Source organism: Rhizobium sp. LjRoot254 (assembly GCF_964254105.1).
Lineage (GTDB): Bacteria > Pseudomonadota > Alphaproteobacteria > Rhizobiales > Rhizobiaceae > Rhizobium_E.
Genome location: NZ_CAXUSM020000001.1, coordinates 3,330,161 through 3,349,571, shown reverse-complemented (window position 1 = coordinate 3,349,571; position 19,411 = coordinate 3,330,161). Strand labels below are relative to the sequence as shown.

General features: G+C 61.4%; 17 protein-coding genes and 1 pseudogene. 8 read left to right on the top strand and 10 right to left on the bottom strand.

The genetic code is table 11. The features are described from left to right. Window positions 1-231: 231 nt before the first annotated feature. Both ACSQ26_RS16565 and ACSQ26_RS16560 read right to left on the bottom strand, forming a co-directional pair. The gene (locus ACSQ26_RS16565; protein WP_436015308.1) at window positions 232-2,178 is read right to left on the bottom strand and encodes a DUF2207 domain-containing protein; all 1,947 of its coding nucleotides are present in this window, start codon (window positions 2,176-2,178) and stop codon (window positions 232-234) included. A gap of 190 nt (window positions 2,179-2,368) precedes the next feature. Continuing rightward, on the bottom strand, window positions 2,369-2,923 hold the full coding sequence (locus ACSQ26_RS16560; protein ID WP_436010669.1) for a LemA family protein: 555 nt from the start codon (window positions 2,921-2,923) through the stop codon (window positions 2,369-2,371). A 307-nt stretch (window positions 2,924-3,230) separates the two neighbouring features. On the opposite strand from ACSQ26_RS16560, the gene ACSQ26_RS16555 reads away from it, so the two are divergent. Then, window positions 3,231-3,428 (top strand): hypothetical protein, encoded by a 198-nt coding sequence (locus tag ACSQ26_RS16555; RefSeq protein WP_436010667.1) that lies wholly within the window; start codon window positions 3,231-3,233, stop codon window positions 3,426-3,428. Between the two features lie 3 nt (window positions 3,429-3,431). On the opposite strand, the gene ACSQ26_RS16550 is transcribed toward ACSQ26_RS16555, so the two are convergent. The 5 genes from ACSQ26_RS16550 to ACSQ26_RS16530 all read right to left on the bottom strand — a co-directional run bounded on the left by ACSQ26_RS16550 (window position 3,432) and on the right by ACSQ26_RS16530 (window position 6,633). Beyond that, on the bottom strand, window positions 3,432-4,385 hold the full coding sequence (locus ACSQ26_RS16550; protein WP_436010665.1) for a glycine--tRNA ligase subunit alpha: 954 nt from the start codon (window positions 4,383-4,385) through the stop codon (window positions 3,432-3,434). An 87-nt stretch (window positions 4,386-4,472) separates the two neighbouring features. After that, window positions 4,473-4,673 (bottom strand): hypothetical protein, encoded by a 201-nt coding sequence (locus tag ACSQ26_RS16545; RefSeq protein ID WP_436010663.1) that lies wholly within the window; start codon window positions 4,671-4,673, stop codon window positions 4,473-4,475. Window positions 4,674-4,709: 36 nt separating this feature from the next. After that, window positions 4,710-5,564 (bottom strand): S49 family peptidase, encoded by an 855-nt coding sequence (locus ACSQ26_RS16540; protein ID WP_436010661.1) that lies wholly within the window; start codon window positions 5,562-5,564, stop codon window positions 4,710-4,712. 61 nt (window positions 5,565-5,625) lie between these two features. After that, window positions 5,626-6,426 carry a tRNA1(Val) (adenine(37)-N6)-methyltransferase gene (locus ACSQ26_RS16535; protein ID WP_436010659.1) on the bottom strand — a complete coding sequence of 267 codons (801 nt, stop codon included), beginning with the start codon at window positions 6,424-6,426 and terminating at the stop codon, window positions 5,626-5,628. Further along, window positions 6,427-6,633 (bottom strand): putative signal transducing protein, encoded by a 207-nt coding sequence (locus ACSQ26_RS16530; protein ID WP_374989961.1) that lies wholly within the window; start codon window positions 6,631-6,633, stop codon window positions 6,427-6,429. It abuts the gene before it with no gap. Between the two features lie 110 nt (window positions 6,634-6,743). On the opposite strand from ACSQ26_RS16530, the gene ACSQ26_RS16525 reads away from it, so the two are divergent. Beyond that, complete coding sequence (locus ACSQ26_RS16525) at window positions 6,744-7,760, top strand: polyprenyl synthetase family protein (RefSeq protein ID WP_436010657.1); 1,017 nt, start codon at window positions 6,744-6,746, stop codon at window positions 7,758-7,760. A 78-nt stretch (window positions 7,761-7,838) separates the two neighbouring features. Here the strand turns inward: ACSQ26_RS16525 and ACSQ26_RS16520 are convergent, their stop codons facing one another. After that, complete coding sequence (locus ACSQ26_RS16520; RefSeq protein WP_436010655.1) at window positions 7,839-8,867, bottom strand: DUF1254 domain-containing protein; 1,029 nt, start codon at window positions 8,865-8,867, stop codon at window positions 7,839-7,841. 19 nt (window positions 8,868-8,886) lie between these two features. Beyond that, on the bottom strand, window positions 8,887-10,299 hold the full coding sequence (locus ACSQ26_RS16515; RefSeq protein WP_436010653.1) for a DUF1254 domain-containing protein: 1,413 nt from the start codon (window positions 10,297-10,299) through the stop codon (window positions 8,887-8,889). Between the two features lie 100 nt (window positions 10,300-10,399). On the opposite strand from ACSQ26_RS16515, the gene ACSQ26_RS16510 reads away from it, so the two are divergent. The 3 genes from ACSQ26_RS16510 to ACSQ26_RS16500 all read left to right on the top strand — a co-directional run bounded on the left by ACSQ26_RS16510 (window position 10,400) and on the right by ACSQ26_RS16500 (window position 12,896). Beyond that, window positions 10,400-10,549: a hypothetical protein gene (locus ACSQ26_RS16510; protein WP_436010651.1), complete on the top strand. Its 150-nt coding sequence runs from the start codon at window positions 10,400-10,402 to the stop codon at window positions 10,547-10,549. 99 nt (window positions 10,550-10,648) lie between these two features. Then, complete coding sequence (locus ACSQ26_RS16505) at window positions 10,649-12,034, top strand: adenylate/guanylate cyclase domain-containing protein (protein WP_436010649.1); 1,386 nt, start codon at window positions 10,649-10,651, stop codon at window positions 12,032-12,034. A gap of 142 nt (window positions 12,035-12,176) precedes the next feature. Then, complete coding sequence (locus ACSQ26_RS16500) at window positions 12,177-12,896, top strand: DUF899 family protein (RefSeq protein WP_436010647.1); 720 nt, start codon at window positions 12,177-12,179, stop codon at window positions 12,894-12,896. Between the two features lie 152 nt (window positions 12,897-13,048). Here ACSQ26_RS16500 and ACSQ26_RS16495 read toward each other — a convergent pair whose 3' ends face one another. Next, the gene (locus ACSQ26_RS16495; protein ID WP_436010645.1) at window positions 13,049-14,659 is read right to left on the bottom strand and encodes an arylsulfatase; all 1,611 of its coding nucleotides are present in this window, start codon (window positions 14,657-14,659) and stop codon (window positions 13,049-13,051) included. Between the two features lie 1,180 nt (window positions 14,660-15,839). Between ACSQ26_RS16495 and ACSQ26_RS16490 the strand changes: the two are divergent. The 3 genes and pseudogenes from ACSQ26_RS16490 to moaB all read left to right on the top strand — a co-directional run. Continuing rightward, window positions 15,840-17,639, top strand: a pseudogene (locus ACSQ26_RS16490) (tetratricopeptide repeat protein); the annotation flags it as partial. A 313-nt stretch (window positions 17,640-17,952) separates the two neighbouring features. Further along, window positions 17,953-18,837, top strand: a complete 885-nt coding sequence (locus tag ACSQ26_RS16485) for a 4-(cytidine 5'-diphospho)-2-C-methyl-D-erythritol kinase (RefSeq protein WP_436010643.1) — start codon at window positions 17,953-17,955, stop codon at window positions 18,835-18,837. Window positions 18,838-18,852: 15 nt separating this feature from the next. Next, entirely contained in the window at window positions 18,853-19,401 is a 549-nt protein-coding gene (moaB, locus tag ACSQ26_RS16480) for a molybdenum cofactor biosynthesis protein B (protein ID WP_436010641.1), read from the top strand. Window positions 19,402-19,411 lie beyond the last annotated feature (10 nt).

Sequence of the window (19,411 nt, the reverse complement as noted above, 5' to 3'; positions counted from 1 at the left end):
GGCGGAACTAGCAAGTTCTGCCGGGAATGTCATCTGGGAATTGAGCCTGACACTTGCCTTGCTGCTACGGCCAATCGGCTTCACAGCGCGAGGCTACTTGCTCCCGCTTCTCCCCTGGGGGACAAGATGCCGGCAGGCAGATGAGGGGTTGCGCGAAGCGCCGGCGACTGGATGAGAACCCCTCATCCGGCGCTGCGCGCCACCTTCTCCCCAAGGGGAGAAGAGGGAGCCCTACCAGCCCCCGCCGCCACCGCCACCTCCGCCACCGCCGGATGACCCACCTCCGCCACTGCTGCTCGAAGACGACGAAAAGCCCGATGACGAACTCTTGGGCGGCGGCGGCAGCGACGAGGAAATCTCGCTCGACAGCGAATTGGAGAAGCTCGACATGCGGTTGCCGAACTGCTTGTGGTCGAATTCGCGGCCTGCATACCAGCCCGGCTTGTAATCGTAGTTCTGGTTGACGCCGGCCGCATCGAGCCAGGTCTGGAAATGCTCGGCCCACGGCTTCTCGACGCCGAGCGCCACGGCATAGGGTAGCATCCTCTCGAAATGCTGCGGCGACATTTCGGGCGCGCCGGCGAGGTTCATCCGGTCCTTTTCCGCCACGGTGAGGTAAAGCCTGAGCCCCTCGATGCCATCCATCAGCTGGCGGCCGAGCGGCGTGGCGGCACCCATGAAGGTCACGAAAACAACGGCCGCGAGGATCATGCCGCCGCAGCAGGCGAGCGCGATGATGTCATCCGGCGATTTCGCGATCTGGATCAGTGACATGGCGCTGACGACGATGATCAGCGTGAAGGCCAACCAGAACATCGCCAGGAAGAAGCCGGCAATGATCTTCATCACCATCACGGGCGCCGCCTTGATGATGGCCATCAGTACCGCCGAGAAGATCGCGACGAAGACGAAGATGAAAGCCGGCACCACGAGCAGGCCCAACATATCGTCGTCGAACGTGCCGAAAAACACCACCGTGAGATAGGCGACAACAGTCAGGATGATGCCCCAGACGATGATGCCCAAATTATAGCGGTAATATTTGCCGGTATGTTCCTTGTCGATCGAGATGCGGAACTTGTCTCCCATCGTCTGCAAGGTCCGGCCATTCGACTTGTCGATCTTGAGGGTGCGCGCGCCGGCGACCGTACCGTAGATCACGTCCTCGCCCGAGGGCAGCGGCTTGTCCGGTATCTTGTCAGTAAGCTTCATGGCAAGCTTTTCCTTCACGTCCTCGAGCACGATATGGCCCTTGACCGCGAGATTGATCGCGGATGCCGAGAACGCAGTCCAGCCACCGTTGGAAAAGCCGCGATTGGCGACGTAGTTGACCAGCGCCGGCGACAGCCCCATCGGCGCATCCCAGCGCGGCACGATCACCCCCCGCGACGGATCGCGCCCGACGCGGACCCAGTGCCAGAGAAAATAGAGAAGCACGATCGCGAGTGCGATGCCGGCCAGGATCGAATTCGACCGGTCCTTGATCCACCACCACGTCTCATCGTTTGACGAGGGAGGATCGATCGCACCCTTGGCAAGCTTCACGCCGACGGTCAGGCCCTCGTGAAGATTGAGCGGAATCGTGGTCGCGAAGAACACCTCATTGCCTTCCTCCAGAACGCGGGCGTTCTTGTCCGTCGCACCGAGCGGGCCGGTGAAGAAGGTCGTGGCGTCCGCCTTCACGCCCTCGGGCAGCACGATCGTCGCCGAGGCTTCGCGGATCGGAAAATCCCAGTCATTGCCGGTGACATTCCAGAACAGCTCGTCGAAATCCTTGCGATAGCGTATCTGCCGGCCGGTCTCGTAGGTGATCGAATAGATATATTCGCCGCGCGGCAGGAACACGTCATCCTTGCCGATATAGATGCGCGTGCCGCCGTCGATCGACTCGGTCTTGTATTCGTCTTCGGTGCCGTTGCGCTCGATACTGACGATCGAAAAATCGACGCGGTGCAGCTCGTTGTCCTCGCCCATGAAGGTGAGCGGAAAATCGCGAAAGATGCCGCGCTTGATCTTGTAGCCCTCGGCGCGGACGCGGATCGTCTCGGTCACGGTCATTCGGCCCGAGCGCGAAAGATCGATCGCCGCATGGAAAGATTCGATCACTTCATCGGCGCGGGCGGGCAGGGCGATTGCCGCAAGGAAAAGCGAAATCAGCGCGAACAGTAGAAGCGTTATGCTGCTCGATACCCCCCTCTGTCCTGCCGGACATCTCCCCCTCAAGGGGGGAGATTGGATGGAGGCGCGGCCTTGCTTCCTGTTCAACGGTATTGGCAGGCGCGGGCGTTGCAACGAGTCTCCAATCTCCCCCCTTGATGGGGAGATGTCACGATGTGACAGAGGGGGGTATTCTTCTCCCATGACACCCTCAGAACTTGACCTGCGGCAAGGCGCGATCGGCCTCGTTGGCAATCTCGAAAAAGGTCTTCTTGGCAAAGCCGAACGGACCCGCCAGCAGGTTCGAGGGAAAGCTCTCGACTTTCACATTCAGGTCGCGCACCGAGCCGTTGTAATAGCGCCGCGCCATCTGGATCTCGCCTTCGATGCCGTCGAGCGACTTCTGGAGTTCGAGAAAATTCTCGTTGGCCTTGAGGTCGGGATAGGCTTCCGCGATCGCCATCACCCGGCCGAGCGCCTGGCTCAGCATGTTCTCGGCAATCCCGCGCGTGGCGACATCGCCGGCAGGCACCGCCTGTGCCTTGTTGCGCAGCTCCACCACCTCTTCGAGCGTGGTTTTCTCATGCGCCGCATAGCCCTTCACGGTCTCGATCAGGTTGGGGATCAGGTCGGCGCGGCGCTTGAGCTGGACATCGATGCCCGACCACGCCTCCTCGGCCATCTGCCGCGCCTTGACCAGGCCGTTATAGAGCAGGATGGCCCAAAGGACTGCCACGCCGATGATGGCGCCGATGACGGTAGACATGCTGGAATTCTCCCCCGCGATTGTTTGGTGCGAGAGTAACGTTTCAGCCCCCTGATGTCATTGAGGAAAAATGACTTGGCCTTTGTCAAATGTGGCTGGCGCCGGGCGAGTCCCAAGATGTTGCTAGGCAGAACTTGCCAGGCAGAAGTTGCGATACCTCGGAATCCCGAAAAGCCTATCCTGATCAAGTGCTTCGCCGCTGATTTGCGCATCAGTTTGCGAGTCACCTGGGAAACTGTGCTGTCGGGTTCTGCGTGGCAATATCGTCTTCAAGATCAACCAGCCACTCGTGCTTCGAGAGACCGCCATGAAGACCACCGCAACCCTCATCAACATCCTGGCCTTCGCGGTGGTATTCTTCGATTACGCCGTTGCCATGGAACCCCCGCAGCCCGCCGGCACCCGCCGCTTCCTGCAGATTTACGCCGGCCAGAACCCCACCGGCAGCTTCCCGACTCGCAAGGTTGTTTGGGAATTCGGCTATTCTCACACGGATGTGGTTTGAGGCTTAGGCCGCCTTGTTCCAACCCAGCCCACCCGCATCGGTCAGCAAAAACGCCTCGCCGCAGGCCTTGGCCAACGTCCGCACCCGCAGGATATAGCTCTGCCGCTCGGTCACCGAGATCACCCCGCGCGCGTCGAGCAAGTTGAATACATGGCTCGCCTTGATGCACTGGTCATAGGCCGGGAACACGCATTTGTGCAGCATCAGGTTGGCATTGTCGCCCGGCGCGCCTGCCTGTAGAAGCGCCACGCACTCCTTCTCGGCATCGATGAAATGCCGGTGCAGCATCTCGGTATTGGCGAATTCAAAATTGTGCCGCGAATATTCCTGCTCGGCCTGCAGGAAGACGTCGCCGTAGCTGATCTTCTCGTCGCCTTCGCGGCCGTTGAAGTTCAGGTCGTAGACATTGTCGACGCCCTGCACATACATGGCGAGCCGCTCGAGACCGTAGGTCAGTTCGCCCGAAACCGGCGAGCACTCGATGCCGCAGACCTGCTGGAAATAGGTGAACTGGCTGACTTCCATGCCGTCGCACCAGCATTCCCAGCCCAGGCCCCAGGCGCCCAGCGTCGGGCTTTCCCAGTCGTCCTCGACGAAGCGGATATCGTGCAGTAGCGGATCTAGCCCGATCGCTTCGAGCGAACCGAGATACAGTTCCTGCAGGTTCGACGGATTGGGCTTCAGGATCACCTGGTACTGGTAATAGTGCTGCAGCCGGTTGGGATTCTCGCCATAGCGTCCGTCCGAGGGGCGGCGCGACGGCTGCACGTAAGCAGCCTTCCAGGGCTTGGGACCCAGCGCCCGCAGCGTCGTCGCCGGATGGAACGTACCGGCGCCGACTTCCATGTCGTAGGGCTGCAGCACCGCGCAACCCTTGTCTGCCCAATAATTATGCAGCGTCAGGATCAGCGCCTGGAACGAGCGCTTCGGGTTCATGTGATCAGGAACAGCGGACATGTCGGGCTACCATGGCGTGGGATTGGGTGGCCGCTGAGTGCCATGGCGGAGGGTAGAGGGTCAAGAACTTAGTGCGACGGCTTGCCGTCACTCCTCCTCTTCCCGCTTCACCCTGTATTCCCCCGTCACCGGATCCTTCACCAGCGTGCCCAGCGCACCGCTCGCCTGTTCCTTGCGCTTGACCTCGGCCTTCTTGACCAGCCTTTGCGCGTCGGCGATGAACTTGCGGTAGACGAACCAGCCGGCGATCAGCACCAGCGCGACGAAAATCAGTTTTGTGAAGCCCATGGCTTCCTCCCCGGAATGAACCCTGTCAATGTCGCCTCAAAGTCCGTAGCGGCTCCACCATGCCCGCTCTTCGGCGGTTTCCACCAGCCCGCTCGCCAGCCCAGCGCCGATGCCCATGCCGCTCTTTTCGCTCGAAATGAACCGGCCGAGGAAGCCGCGCGAGACCTCGATCTTCTCGATCTCGACCTTGTCGCCGTAGCGCTTCTTCAATTCCACCATCATATCACCAATACCATCGACGAGTCCAAGCTCCAGGCCTTTCTCGCCTGACCAAAACAGGCCGCTGAAAAGGTCTGGATTGTCGGACAGCTTGGCCCCGCGCCGCGCCTTGACCATGCCGATGAAAACCTGGTGCACGTCATGCTGCAGGCTCTTGAGATGGTCGATATCGCTCTGCTTTTCGGGCTGGAACGGGTCGAGCACCGATTTGTTCTCGCCCGACGTATAGACGCGCCGCTCGATGCCGATCTTCTTGAGAAGTTCGGGAAAGCCGAAGCCGCCGGAGATCACGCCGATCGAACCGACGATCGAGGTCGGGTCGGCGATGATCTCGTCGCCCGCAAGCGCGATCAGGTAGCCGCCTGATGCCGCGACATCCTCGACGAAGACCAGGACCTTCTTCTCCTTCTCGGCGGCGAGATCGCGGATGCGGTTGAAGATCGCGCGCGACTGCACAGGCGAACCGCCCGGTGAATTGATCGAAATCGCCACTGCCGGCGCCTTCTTCATGTCGAAGGCTTTCTCCAGCAGGTCCTCGACATTGGCGATGTTGAGCGCCGGCCGGAACTGGCTGCCTCCTGCCTGGATCACGCCCTGCAACCGCACCAGCGGGATGACCGTCTTCTGTTTGCGGAATTTCTTGGGTATCAGGCGTTTCAGGGCGCGGAGCATTTCGTGTCCAAATTGATGATCGTGGATCGACATGTAATGGCGTTTGCCGAAAACACAATGGTCAGGCGGGTTTGCGGTTCCGGCCGAGCCTTTTGTAGGCCGCCCGCCCGTTGTTCAGGTCGTCGATATCGGCCAGGAACCGGTGCGAGCCCTCGGGGTGCATGAAGAGCGGCGCCCGCACCACCAGCCGCGCACGGGAGCCCTTGATCGCGCTTGCCAGCAGCCGGATGGCACTCTCGCCTTCGCGCGGATGGATGAATGTGATCTCGACGCCGCCGAACCGCTTGCCGCAGGCGGCGATGACAGCACTGACCGATTCCGGCCGCGCGATGAGCGACAGCTGCCCGCCGGGCTTCATGATCGCGCCGGCCGTTCGAATCCAGTCCTCGAACAGGTCGCCATCCATCGCGTGCGCCTCGGCCTTCAGTCCATCAGGCGCGCGCCTGTCGCCGGGATCGTTGAACGGCGGGTTCATGATCACATGGTCAAAGACATCGTCGCCAAGGCCGGCCTCCACCCGCGCCTTGCCCTTCAGCGTCACATCGGCTTCGATGAGCGAGAGGCGGGGGGCAATGCGCAGGTTCAGCGGATGCGCCATGCTCTTGCGCGCATATAAAGCCATGTCGGGCGAACGTTCCACAAGTGTCACCTCGGCACCTTCGATTCTCGACGCGACCGCCATACCGGCGGCACCTGCACCGGCGCCCAGATCGGCGACCGTCATCGGGCCATTGCCTGCGACCATCGATGCCAGCAGCATGGCATCCATGCCCGATCTGTGCCCCCGGCCTTTCGGCTGCACAACATGGAATTCGCCGAAATGAAAGGCATCGACGGTTTCGCTATGGGAGGCGTCGTCCAATTATTTCAGCTCCGCACCGAGCCCGGCATCCCTGATTATCCGGCGGGCTTCATCCTCGCGGTCGGAATCGACCAGCAGCCGGCGCTGCAAAATACCGAGCGAACCTTCGAGCACGCTCATGCCCTGATCGGCGATCATGGCGTAGATTCCGGCGTCCTTCATCAGGCTTTGTGCGAAAGAAAGCGCCACGGGATCGTTGCTGCGCATGATTTCAATCACATTTCACCCTTTTTTGACTTGGCGGGACAATTCGCCTCTTGCTGCAAGCGCCGCCGGTTTTTATTGTCCGCCCCAAAGCATGAACAGGAGCCGGACCCTTGGGCGTAGTCATACCGCTTGAAGAAAGCAAAAACAAACAGGCATCGATCAAGCCTTTGGTCGACCTGACCCGGGCCGACATGGAGCGCGTCAACCAGTTGATTCTCTCCAAGGCGGGCTCCGATGTCCAGATGATCCCGGAGGTCGCCAACCACCTGATTTCCTCGGGCGGAAAGCGCCTGCGGCCGATGCTGACGATCGCGTCCGCCAATATGTTCGGCTATCAGGGCGAGGGCCATGTCAAGCTCGCGGCATCCGTCGAATTCATGCACACCGCCACCCTGCTGCATGATGATGTCGTGGATGAAAGCGACATGCGCCGCGGCCGCAAGACGGCGCGAATCCTCTGGGGCAACCAGGCGAGCGTGCTGGTCGGCGATTTCCTGCTCGGCCAGGCCTTCAAGATGATGGTCGAGGTCGGTTCGCTCGAAGCGCTCGACGTGCTCGCGACCGCCGCCACCGTGATCGCCGAAGGCGAAGTGCTGCAGCTCTCCGTCGCCAAGAACATGGAGACCACCGAGGACGACTATCTCGAGGTTATCCGTGCGAAGACCGCGGCCCTCTTCGCCGCCGCCTCCGAAGTCGGCCCGATCATCTCAGGCACCAGTCGTGCTAATCGGGCGGCACTGAAATCCTTCGGCATGAATCTCGGCCTCGCCTTCCAGCTGGTCGATGATGCGCTCGATTACGGCGGCAAGGCCGCCGATCTCGGCAAGAATACCGGCGACGATTTCCGCGAGGGCAAGATCACGCTGCCAGTCATTCTCGCCTGGCGCCGGGGCACGGCAGAGGAGCGCCATTTCTGGCGCGAGGCGATCGAAAACGGCGACAATGGCGATGCCAGCCTCGAACGCGCCATGGGCCTGATCACCAAATACGGCTCGCTCGCCGACACCATCGCCCGGGCAAACCACTACGGCACCATCGCCCGCGATGCGCTTGCAGCGCTGCCTGCCTCGCCCTGGAAGGCGGCATTGAACGAAGTGATCGATTTCTGCATCGGGCGGGTGAACTGATCCGGCGATCGGCAGCAACATTTCTGGACAGCAATTTCCACGGTGCCGGCGTTTGACGCCGATCACGCATGGTGTTTCCTATTTGACCAGTTCCGGCTCGGGAAAACGCCAGCTGCCGTTAAGAATCTCCTCCTTGGGACGATATAGCCGGACCGTATAGTTCCAGCCTTGAACTGTCGGAATGCAGTTGACGACCTTTCCGTCGCAGCCGCCGAACTGGATAGCGATCGTGCCATCGTCACTTTTTTTTGCGGTGATGTTGTTGAGCGAATAGGCGTCGTACGCATTCTTCACGAAGTAGCCCTGGCCATTGTAGACGCTCACCGACCAGAAGCCATCGACGGGGACATCCTTGACGGCAAGTCTGTAGACAGCCTTGCCGTCATTGCCGGCAGGGGTGACATTCAGGTACGTCGCATCCTTCTCGGGATTGCCGCCCCAGCCGGTTGCAGTCCCCACGAGATGGCGAATCGGATCCACCGTGTCCTTGGAACCGAACGCGCCCTTGAAGTCGGGAATCGTCGAACCCAATATGAGCAGCGCGTCCCGGACCTTCTTCTGGCTCGCCGCGTCCCATGCGGGAATTTCGAACGCTCCTGCCGCGGTCTGGTCGATCTTGATCGCGTCCTGCAGTGCATGCACGTCCCTGACGTCGATAGGATTTGACGGGTCCACGAAAGTGCGGATCGCGGCGGCCATGTATCGTGTCCCCACGCCTTCTCTAGTGAACGTGTGGGCTCCCGCGCCGTAGGCAACGCCTGCGATATAATGGTCTTCGTTGATCGCGAGAAGGGACATGAACCGGCTGCCGCTGTCCGGCAGGGTGATCGTCACCGGCCCGGCTTCCAGGTCGAAAACCGCTGCCGAATACAGGGTATCCCGATTGAGGCGGATGACGGTCTGATTGTCGATCGCCGCCGGTTCACGCCGGTGAATGAACTTGCCGAAGCCGCCGTCCTTGATGATATTGCCAAGATAGAGATCGCTTTCGGCCCGGATGAAATTGTCGACGGTCACTGGCTGCGCGTCGGCCGACAATGCGGGTGATTGGATCGCGAACAGCGAAATCAATAGCGAGGCGGTGGTCGTGACAGATCTTCCGTGCATGGGTCGAAATCCTTCTCGATCAATTGATGGCGTCGAGCGCCGGGGCTTTCCAGGAACCGTCAAGTGCGGCCTCCTTGGGCCAGTAGAGCCGCAGAGCCACGAAGAACGGACCCTCCGGCGCCGGCAGCCAGTTGTTTTCCCTGTCCGGGCCGGGCGTTTCGTGCTGGACATGCAGGGTGATGCCGCCATCGCCATCGCGCTTCAGACCGGGCAGCATGGGAGAATTGATCAGGTAGCGGTCGATCGGATTGGCGTAGAGAAGGCTCTGCGGGAGCTGGTAGAGGGTCAGCGACCAGAATGCGTTGACGGGCGGGAGTTGCTCGGCGCCGAAGCGCAATTGGTAAGTGCGCTTGCCGTCGAGCGGCCGCCCTTTGCTATCGACGAAATAGACGGGATACATCGCCTCGGCCTTGGAGTTTCCGTAAATTCCGAGGACGGCGCCCGACATGCGCCGCATGTAGTCGTTCTTCAGGAACTCTCGTGTGCCGAAGGAATCGGCGCTCGATTCTTTTCCCGTGTCGATCTTCGTTTCCTTGTGTTCCCCAAAAGCCGCCCAGGCATCCGCGATGCCGCGCTTTACGGCCTTCTGAATCTCCGGCGAGAGCGCGTTGAAGTCGAAACCCTTTCCCGCGCCGATGTCGAGCTTGGCAAAGCGCGCCATCAGGTCGTTCTCGGATGGGTGCTTTGGGCAGAACTGAAGCACGAAATTCAAGATCGAGAAAAAGTCCGGCGATCCACGCTGCTGCTCGGGCGTGAGAGGTTTGCGGAAGTCGATCGCCGGTGCGCTCGCCGGGGCCGGCTGCTTCAGATAGGAGGACAGCGGCTCGACCTTGTAGCCAGCCTGGATCTTCTTGACGTTCTCGATGTCCCCGGGATTGAACAACTGGGTCCTATATAGGACGAACGCAAATTCCGTCTCGCTCCGGATCACTGCCTTGACCCCTGGCGGCGTTTCGCCTTTCCAGTTCGGCCCTGCGAGCATGAAGACACCCGCGTCGTTGCCGGTCGCCCGGCTGCCGACATAGGCGAAATTGAAAGTGTACATGTCGATGAACTGCAGGGAGTAGTAGCGACCCTGCTCCACCGCGGGCACTGATAGGATCAATGGCTCTGTCCGCAGGTCCGCCCCGACGAACGAATAAGGCGTGTCAGAGTTGGGTGACTGGATCGCCTTGTCGTCAGGGGTATAGACCCGGGCATTGTTGAAGATCGCATTCCAGTCGGCCTTGAATTCCGGCCCGCCACGATCCACGAAGTAGGAATACTGAACACGGTAGCTGTCGACGAGCGGGAAGCCATAGATATAGGCCTCCTTTGCGATCGCCCGGGCTTCAGCTCCTGAGAGCGTTTCTGCGAGAGCCCGCGAGGCCATCGGCGCCATCAGCACCAGCACGGTCGAGCCCAGCAACAATGTTCTTCGTTTGAACAGCATGACCTATCTCCTGAAGGGTCTCTCCAGTAGGGCGCTCAAATCGTTGCGCGGCAAGTACGTAACAGTAACACGGGGGAAATGTCGGGCCGAACGTCACAATTTGAACGGGCAGATCGAGCCTTGTGACGATGGCGACGACCGCTGCCCGGAAACCAGGAGCAAGTGCAATTTCTACCGCCGGGCCACCGACAAGATCGTCGGCGTCTCGGATGAGACCGCAGCGTTTCTCAACACCTTCTTCCCACCGTGACGCCACCCCGCAGCGATGCTAGACTCTCCCCTCCAACGGGAGGCCTGGCTTGTGGGATTGGACATCGCAGAACAACGATCTGGCAAGCAGAGGACCGGGATGGCGCGCTGGGTGCTCTGGCTGTGGGAGCCGCCATGGTCGTCACGGCTGGCGGAGGAGCGGCTCGCCCGGCGCAATCCGCATCTGGCGCGCGCGCTCGAACTCGAGAAGATGGAGGGCCAGCGCATTGCGACATGGGCGCGTGCGGCGGCTATGGCCGTTGTGGCGCTGCTTCTCATCTATCTCAATCCGCGCTGGGAGATGCTCTATTACGAGGCGATCCTGCTGCTGTTCGTCGTGATCGGCATCGCGCAATTGCGGGCGGCCCGCGTCGGCCAGTCCTTTGCCGAACTGGGGCTGATCTCCGCCGATATTCTTCTGCTGACGCTGACCATGACCCTACCCAATCCGCTCGCGTCGGACCCTTGGCCGACGGCTTTTCAGTTCCAGTTCGATGGTTTCCAGTATTTCTACATCTTCCTGGCCAGTGCGATGCTCGCCTATAGCTGGCGCACGGTTCAGGGCCTCGGCGTCTGGGTGGCGGTCATCTGGCTCTGCGGGGTCGGCGGCGTGGCCCTGTTCGGCACCACCTATCCGGAACTCTCCGACAGGGTGCGTGAGGCCGTGGCGAATTATCCCCGCATCTTCGACGCGATCGATCCGAACAGCGTCAATTTCACCAGCCGCGTCCAGGAGATCACGATCTTCATCATCGTCGCCGGCATGCTCGGCATGAAGTCGCGGCGCGCCAGCCAGCTCCTGATGCGCCAGGCCGATCTCGCCGCCGAACGCGCCAACCTGTCGCGCTATTTCGCGCCCTCGATGGTCGAGGAACTGGCGCATCGCAACGAGCCGATGGGCGGCGTGCGTTCGCAGGAAGTCGCGGTGCTGTTTGCCGATATCGTCGGTTTCACGCGCTATGCCGAGGCGCATACCCCGGACGACGTCATCTCGCTGCTGCGCGAGTTTCATGCGGCGCTCGAAGAGGTGGTGTTTTCCCATGGCGGCACGCTCGACAAATATATGGGCGATGGCCTGATGGCGAGTTTCGGCACGCCCAGCCCTTCGCCGGATGATGCCGCCAGCGCCATATCGGCCGCATTCGCGATGCTGGAAAGTATCGCGCGTCTCAATGCCGATCGGGCCGGCAAAGGGCTGCAGCCGATCCGCCTTTCGGTCGGCGTGCATTACGGTCCGGTCATCCTCGGCGATATCGGCAATGCCAGGCGCATGGAGTTCGCCATGCTCGGCGATACCGTCAATGTCGCCTCCCGGCTTGAGGCCGCCACGCGCATCCTTTCGTGCGGCACCATCATCAGCCAGGCGGCAATGGAAGCCGTCTCGGACACCACCCTTCGCGAGCGCTTTCGTCGCGACATGCGGTTCCATAAGGGCTTTGAGCTGAAAGGCCGCAGCGAAGGTTGTGATATCTGGACAGCGCCATAACCGGGTCTGGGGGGTGTTCGCCGGAACCTTATCGCGGCCGGGCGGTTGTTGGAAAACACCTTTTTAGCCAGCTCGGCCGTGGAGCGGATTTCGCCCGATATGCCGCGCCGCACAGCCCTTATGTTGACGAAAGGATTGCTCCGTGGAACACCTATCCTTCCCCAATGAAAGCCCTGAATACCGCGCCGCCCGCAACGCTTTGCTCGACGCCGAGATGGCATTGCGCCGCCAGATCGAGGCGGTCGCCGCCCAGCGCCGTTCGCTTCCGCGCGGTGGCGAAGTGCCGGAGGATTTCGTGTTCGAGCGCATCGATGCCGACCAGCGTCCCGAAAAGGTTCGGCTGTCGGAACTGTTCGGCGATCATCCCAGCATCCTGCTCTACAGCTTCATGTACGGGCCGGAGCGCGACAAGCCGTGCGACGGCTGCACCCACACGATCGATGGCTGGGATGGCAGCGTCTACCATGCCGACCAGCGCTTCCCGACCTATGTCGTCGCCAAGTCGCCGATCGCGCGGCTGGAGGCATTGGCGCGCAAGCGTGGCTGGCAGAATGTGAAACTGCTCTCGACGGCAGGCAACAATTACTCCCACCACTATTTCGGCGACACGTCGAAATTCGGTCCCGAAATGCGTGCCGCACGCGGTTACGAGCCCGGCAAGAATTGGGACGAGCCGATGTACAATGTGTTCCACCGGGACGCCGACGGCACGGTCCGCCACTTCTGGGGCAACGAACTGGTCTACGCGCCGGAGGAACCCGGCCAGCACCATCGCGCCGGAGATCTGGTCGATCCCGTCTGGGGCCTGCTCGACATGAGCCCCGAAGGGCGCGGCGATTTCTTCCCGAAGTTGAATTATTAGGCCGGTACTCCGCACCGCACCCGCCGGGAAGCCAGCATCGATGCTGCCATGCCGGCCAGTGAGGCCGGCCAATCCGGATGCACGTTACCTCCGGTTCCGCTGAACGATCGCGACCTGAAACGCCGCGACCGCCTCGACCGGACTGCGAGGCGTTACTTGCTGGCGCCGGGTGACGACAGCTTCTCCATCACATCGTCGAGATTGAAGCTGGCGGGCTTCTGCCGGATCGGGAACTCCTTGAAGCTTTCAAGCCACTTGGCGACGACCGCCTGGGACGGCACGACGACGAACGAACGGTCGAAGAACCACTTCTCGTATTCGATGGAGGTGTCGCCGCGTTCGAACGGGTCGCCGCGCAGATTGAAAAGCAGCGGCGCCCGAAGTTCGGTGAAAGCCTGACGCCAGACGTCGATGCCTTCGTGGTCCTGCGACTTGAACACCACCTTCCAGTCCATGAGGCGCACCGCCATCAGTTCGCCGTCGTCGCTCCAGTAGAGGAATTCTCGGCGCGGCCCGTCGTTCACCTCTCCCCGGAAGAACGGCATCAGGTTGTTGCCGTCGAGATGGACTTTGAATGTCTTGGCACCAGCCTGATAGCCCGCCTTGCATTTCTCGACGATGTCGGGCTCGCCCGCTGCCGCGCAGAGGGTCGGGATCAGGTCGTAGTGCGAGAATATCTCATTGTAGATCGTTCCGGGCGTGATGACGCCGGGCCAGCGGATGAGCGTCGGCACGCGAAAGCCGCCTTCCCAGTTGGTCGCCTTCTCGCCCCGGAACGGCGTGTTGCCGCCGTCGGGCCACGTCATCACCTCGGCACCGTTGTCCGTCGTGTAGATGACGATCGTGTTCTCGGCCAGCCCGAGGTCATCCACCTTCTTGAGCAACTGGCCGACGATGCCGTCGTGCTCGACCATGCCGTCGGGATAGATGCCCTTGCCCGTCACGCCCTGGGAGGATGGCTTGAGATGCGTGTTGACGTGCATGCGCGTCGAGTTGAAATAGCAGAACCACGGCTTGTCCGTCTTGCTTTGCCGCTCCATGAAATCGAGAGCGGCATCGGCGAATTCCTGGTCGACCGTTTCCATGCGTTTTCTGCTCAACGCGCCCGTATCCTCGATCCGGCCGTCGGCAAAGGAGTGGATCACGCCGCGCGGGCCGAAGCGTTTCTTGAACTCCGGGCTCTTCGGATAGTCGGGATTTTCGGGTTCTTCCTCCGCATTGAGATGGTAGAGATTGCCGAAGAACTCGTCGAAGCCGTGATTGGTCGGCAGGAATTCGTCCTTGTCGCCGAGATGGTTCTTGCCGAATTGTCCCGTGTTGTAGCCCAGCGCCTTGAGGAACTCGGCGACGGTCGGATCTTCCGCCTGAAGGCCGATGTCTGCTCCCGGCAACCCGACCTTGGTGAGGCCGGTGCGTATCGGCGATTGTCCGGTGATGAAGGCGGCGCGGCCGGCGGTGCAACTCTGCTCGCCGTACCAGTCGGTGAACATCGCGCCTTCCTGCCCGACGCGGTCGATGTTGGGCGTCTTGTAGCCCATCATGCCGCGATGGTAGATGCTCGGGTTGAACCAGCCGATGTCGTCGCCCATGATCATCAGGATGTTGGGCTTTTTGCCGCCGGTTGCGGCAGCCTGTTGAGCGCTCGCAGTCGTGGCCGATACCGCCATCGCGGCGACGGCCAGCGAGCTGCCTCCAAGCAGCAGATCGCGGCGGCTGACAGAGAGCGAGTCGCTCGCCGGCATCTTCGAATTATTCTCGCTCATGATGAACTCCCCGTTTGGCAGCAGGTGTGCTGCGGTAGCGGGAGTTTGGCGTATCCGCGGATGAGGCGGAAGTAACGCAACGGTAACATCGAACGTAACATTGCCTGGCCAAGGCCGGTGCACTTGGGAATCTTGATGTGCCCCGGGCGTCTGCTATCCCTTGGAAGAGGCGTTGCGCTTATAGGGCGTGGGGCTGGATGGTGCCACGGGTCTTACCTCTCCCCCTGCGGGAGAGGATACGCAGGCCGCATGAGACCAAAGGTCGAATGCTTGGCCGAAGTTGGTGAGGGGTAAATCTCGCGCTCAAAATTCACTTTCTTCTGAATAAAATCAATCCCTTATCAAAAACATAAGAAAAAATTCCTCTCCCCCCATCCCCGCCCTCCAAACCTGTGAGAGAATCACCCCGTTCTGCCCTCGGCTACCCCTCATGGCGATGCGGGCGAGACAGAACCGGTGCCGGTTGCGGGAAGACGACGTAAAGTCCCGCTTCAGGCGTCCGCGAGAAGGGGTCTCCCCCGGGTACGGCTGAAAGGTCTGTACGCGTGGCGTGCGTTGTACCGCACACAAGCCCATCCCGGACCCGACAAGTCCGGGACCAAATGGGCGCAGACGGCCGAGTTCGCGGATGAAAATACACCGAACGGGGCACGGATACGTGTCTTACCGGCTGTCGCAAGGCAGCCATATAACTCGGCACGGAGACGTGCCCCGGCCGATCCTTAGCGACCAGCGAAGGGATTGGGGACGTGCATGGTCAAACCACGGGGCGGAAGGGCTCGCGTGAATGCGGAGATGTGTTTGAGGGACGATAAGAGATGAAATGGCAAACGTCGGAGCAAGCTCGCCCCCCTCTGGCCTGCCGGCCATCTCCCCCTCAGGTGGGGAGATTGGCTAGAAGCGCGAACCTCGCCAAGATCGAATGTCGAATGCTGAGCAACGAACGGTCAATTTGGGCAGCGAGCGAGCGCCCCATCCGATCTCCCCCCTTGAGGGGGAGATGCCCGGCAGGGCAGAGGGGGTAATCCCATCCACCACGCGAACGAACCTCCGCCGGAAATACAGTGACCTCATGCAAGCAATTGTGATAACTGCGCCTCAAAAACGCGGCTGTCTTGTGGCAGGGTCTGATATATGGTTTTTAGAGCGCCTGATTTGCGCCCATTCGAAAGGCTGAAGAATGGCTTTTAATACAAGATGCCGGTTTCCCCTCGGCACCGCCCTCGCATTGCTGATCGCGCTGTCCGGCGCGGCTCAGGCCGAGGAGGCGGTCGGTGGCACCAAGCCGGCTCCCGTGGTCCAGTTCGATGCGGCCTCGGTCGATACGTTCGCGGGTGCGTTTCTCGCGGCTCGCACTGCCGACAACGACTATGATTATGCTTCGGCGATCACGCTCTACAAGACCGCGCTGAAATATGACCCCGGCAATGTCGAGGTCCGCCAGCGGCTGATGATCAGCCTGTTCATGAACGGCAATTTCGACGAAGGCGTCGCCGAGGGCGAAAAGCTCAAGAACGATCCGGCCGTCGAGCGCATCGCCACTATCGCGCGCGGCATCGATGCGATTCGCAAGCAGAAATATGCCGACGCCTATACGATCCTCAAATATAACGGCCCGAATGAACTGGACCGCATGATCAACTCGCTGATCATGGCATGGGGCCAGTTCGGCGAAGGCAAGGCCAAGGATGCCATCGCGGCCATCGACAAGATGGAAGGCCCGGAATGGTACGGCATCTTCAAGAATTATAACGCCGGCATGATCGCCGCCGCGTCCGGGGATATCGACACGGCACGGAAAAGACTGAGCGAAACAGTCGCCAACCGCGAGGAAGGCGGCTCCGCATCCGACACCTATATGCGCGCGGTCCTCGCGCTCGCCTCGCTCGAAGCCAAAGCCGGAAACCGGCAGAAGGCGCTCGATGCGATCTCGGTCGGCGAGGCGTTCGCGCCTGATTACGTGCCGCTGGCCGTATTCCGCAAGACCATCGAATCCGGTGCGAAGCCGGATTTCATCGTCAAGTCGGCGTCCGAAGGTGTCTCGTCGGTGCTGTTCTCCGTCGGCGCTGCCTTGAACCAGTCGGTCACCAATGCGCCGGATCGCCAGAGCGCGCAGGATATCGTCGCCTTCTACCTAGTCACCGCCTATGCGCTCGCGCCGAGCGCCGATACCGCCGTCCTGCTCGGCGGCCTCTCGGAAAGCCTCGAACAGCCTGAGCGCGCCATCGAATGGTACAAGCGCGTTCCGGCCGATTCGCCATTGCGGCGCGTCTCCGAACTTCAGCTCGGCCTCAACCTCGCCAATACGGGCAAGACAGAGGAAGCGCGCCAGCATCTCAAGGCTGCCCTAACCGCCGACCCCAGCGATATCCGCGGCTATCTCGCCTATGCCAGCCTGCTTTCCGACCAGAAAGAATATGCGGAGATGGCCAAGACCTATGACAAGGCCGTCGAGATCATCGGGCCGTTGCCGAAGCGCAAGGACTGGTCGGTCTTCTTCCAGCGCGGCATTGCCTATGAGCGGCTGAAGAAATGGGAGCTTGCCGAGCCCAACTTCCAGAAGGCGCTCGAACTCTATCCCGACCAGCCGCAGGTGCTGAACTACCTCGGCTATTCCTGGGTCGACATGAACATCAAGCTCGATCAGGGCCTCGATATGATCCGCAAGGCGGCCGATCTCAGGCCTGACGACGGTTACATCATCGACTCGCTGGGCTGGGCCTATTATCGTCTGGGCCGGTTCGACGATGCCGTTGGCGAACTCGAGCGCGCCGTCGAACTCAAGGCCGCCGATGCGACGATCAACGACCATCTGGGCGATGCCTATTGGCGCGTCGGCCGCAAGCTAGAAGCCATATTCCAGTGGCGTACCGCGCTGAGCGTGAAGCCTGAAGAGGCCGAAATTCCCAAGATCCGCAAGAAGATCAAGGAAGGCCTGCCGGAGATCGAAGTCAAGAAGGCCGAGCAGAAGCCCGCCGACGCGACCCGCAATGTCGAGGTTGCAGCCGCGGTCCCGGCCGGGCAGGCCAAGGACGCGATCAAGGTCGAGGAGCCGAAGCCCGCGACCGATCCGGTCGCCGCCGAGCCCAAGGCCGAGGAAAAGGCCGTGCAGCCGGCGCTGCACACCGTCAACAAGGGGGATTCGCTCTGGAATATCGCCAAGGAGATCCTCGGCGACGGCCAGCGCTTTATGGAGATCATCGATCTCAATCCGGAACTCAAGCGATATCCGAACCGGATTCAGCCAGGGCAGATGCTGAAGCTGCCCGAAACGAAGAACTGACGGTATTCCGGTGGCGCCGGGCGAGATCGAGGAATTCGCGGCCGCCAAGATCAACCTGGCGCTTCACGTGACCGGCCAGCGCGCGGATGGCTACCATCTGCTCGATTCGCTCGTCGTCTTCGCCGATGCCGGCGACCGCCTGACATTCAGTCCGTCCGAGGAAGACCGCTTCACCGTCTCGGGGCGCTTCGGCGGTTCCCTGCCTCTGGATTCCGAACCGAAGACCGGCAATCTCGTTCTGCGCGCCCGCGATGCGCTCCGTGCACACGCCGCCGACCGCGGCAATTCCGCACCACCCGTCCACATTCATCTCGAAAAGAACCTGCCCGTCGCATCCGGCATCGGCGGCGGCTCGGCCGATGCGGCGGCAACGCTGCGCGGCCTCGCCCGCTTCTGGGCCACGGGCACGAAACGTATGACTCTTCACAAGATCGGCCTTGCGCTCGGCGCCGACATTCCCATGTGCATCGAAAGCCGGCCTCTGCTGGCGCGCGGCATCGGCGAGGACATCACCCTGCTCGGCGATTTCCCCAAACTGCATCTCCTGCTGGTCAATCCCCTGGTAGAAGTCTCGACGCCCGAAATCTTCAAGCGTCTCACCAACAAGAACAATCTGCCACTCGACGTGCCGAGAGACGGAGCCCCGCGAGAGCAATGGATTGGCACGCTGGGCGCCACCCGCAACGACCTCCAGCCATCAGCCGAAACATTGGAGCCGGTCATATCCGATACGCTCGAACTGATCAGGACCGTCGATCCGATGCTGGCCCGCATGTCGGGCTCCGGCGCCACCTGCTTCGGCGTCTACCAGACGCGAACCGGCATGGAGCGGGCCTGGGCAAAGCTTGAGGCGGAGCGGCCTGACTGGTATGTCCAGGGCTGCAAGACGATCTAGTCGGAAAGACATGTCATGCCTGATCTCAACGAGACGCGCCCCTTCATACCGGTCGGCATATCAGTGCTGACGGTCTCCGATACCCGCACCACGGCCGACGACAAGTCGGGCGATACGCTCGCCGCCCGCATCAGGGATGCCGGCCATAAACTGATCGCGAGGGATATCGTCAAGGACGACAGGCAGGCGATCTACGACCGGGTCAAATCCTGGACGCTTCAGGATGACATCGACGTGGTGATCACCACCGGCGGCACCGGTTTCACGGGCCGCGACGTGACGCCGGAGGCGCTTCTGCCGCTGTTCGAAAAGACCATGGACGGCTTCTCGGCGGTCTTCCACCGGATATCCTACGACAAGATCGGCACCTCGACCATCCAGTCGCGCGCCACCGGCGGCGTTGCCAACGCCACCTTCATCTTCGTGCTGCCCGGCTCGCCCGGCGCCTGTAGGGATGCCTGGGACGGCATCCTGAGGGACCAGCTGGACTACCGTCACATGCCGTGCAATTTCGTGGAAATCATGCCCCGGCTCGATGAGCACTTGAGGCGCGGCGGCCGCTGACGAGCTTGCG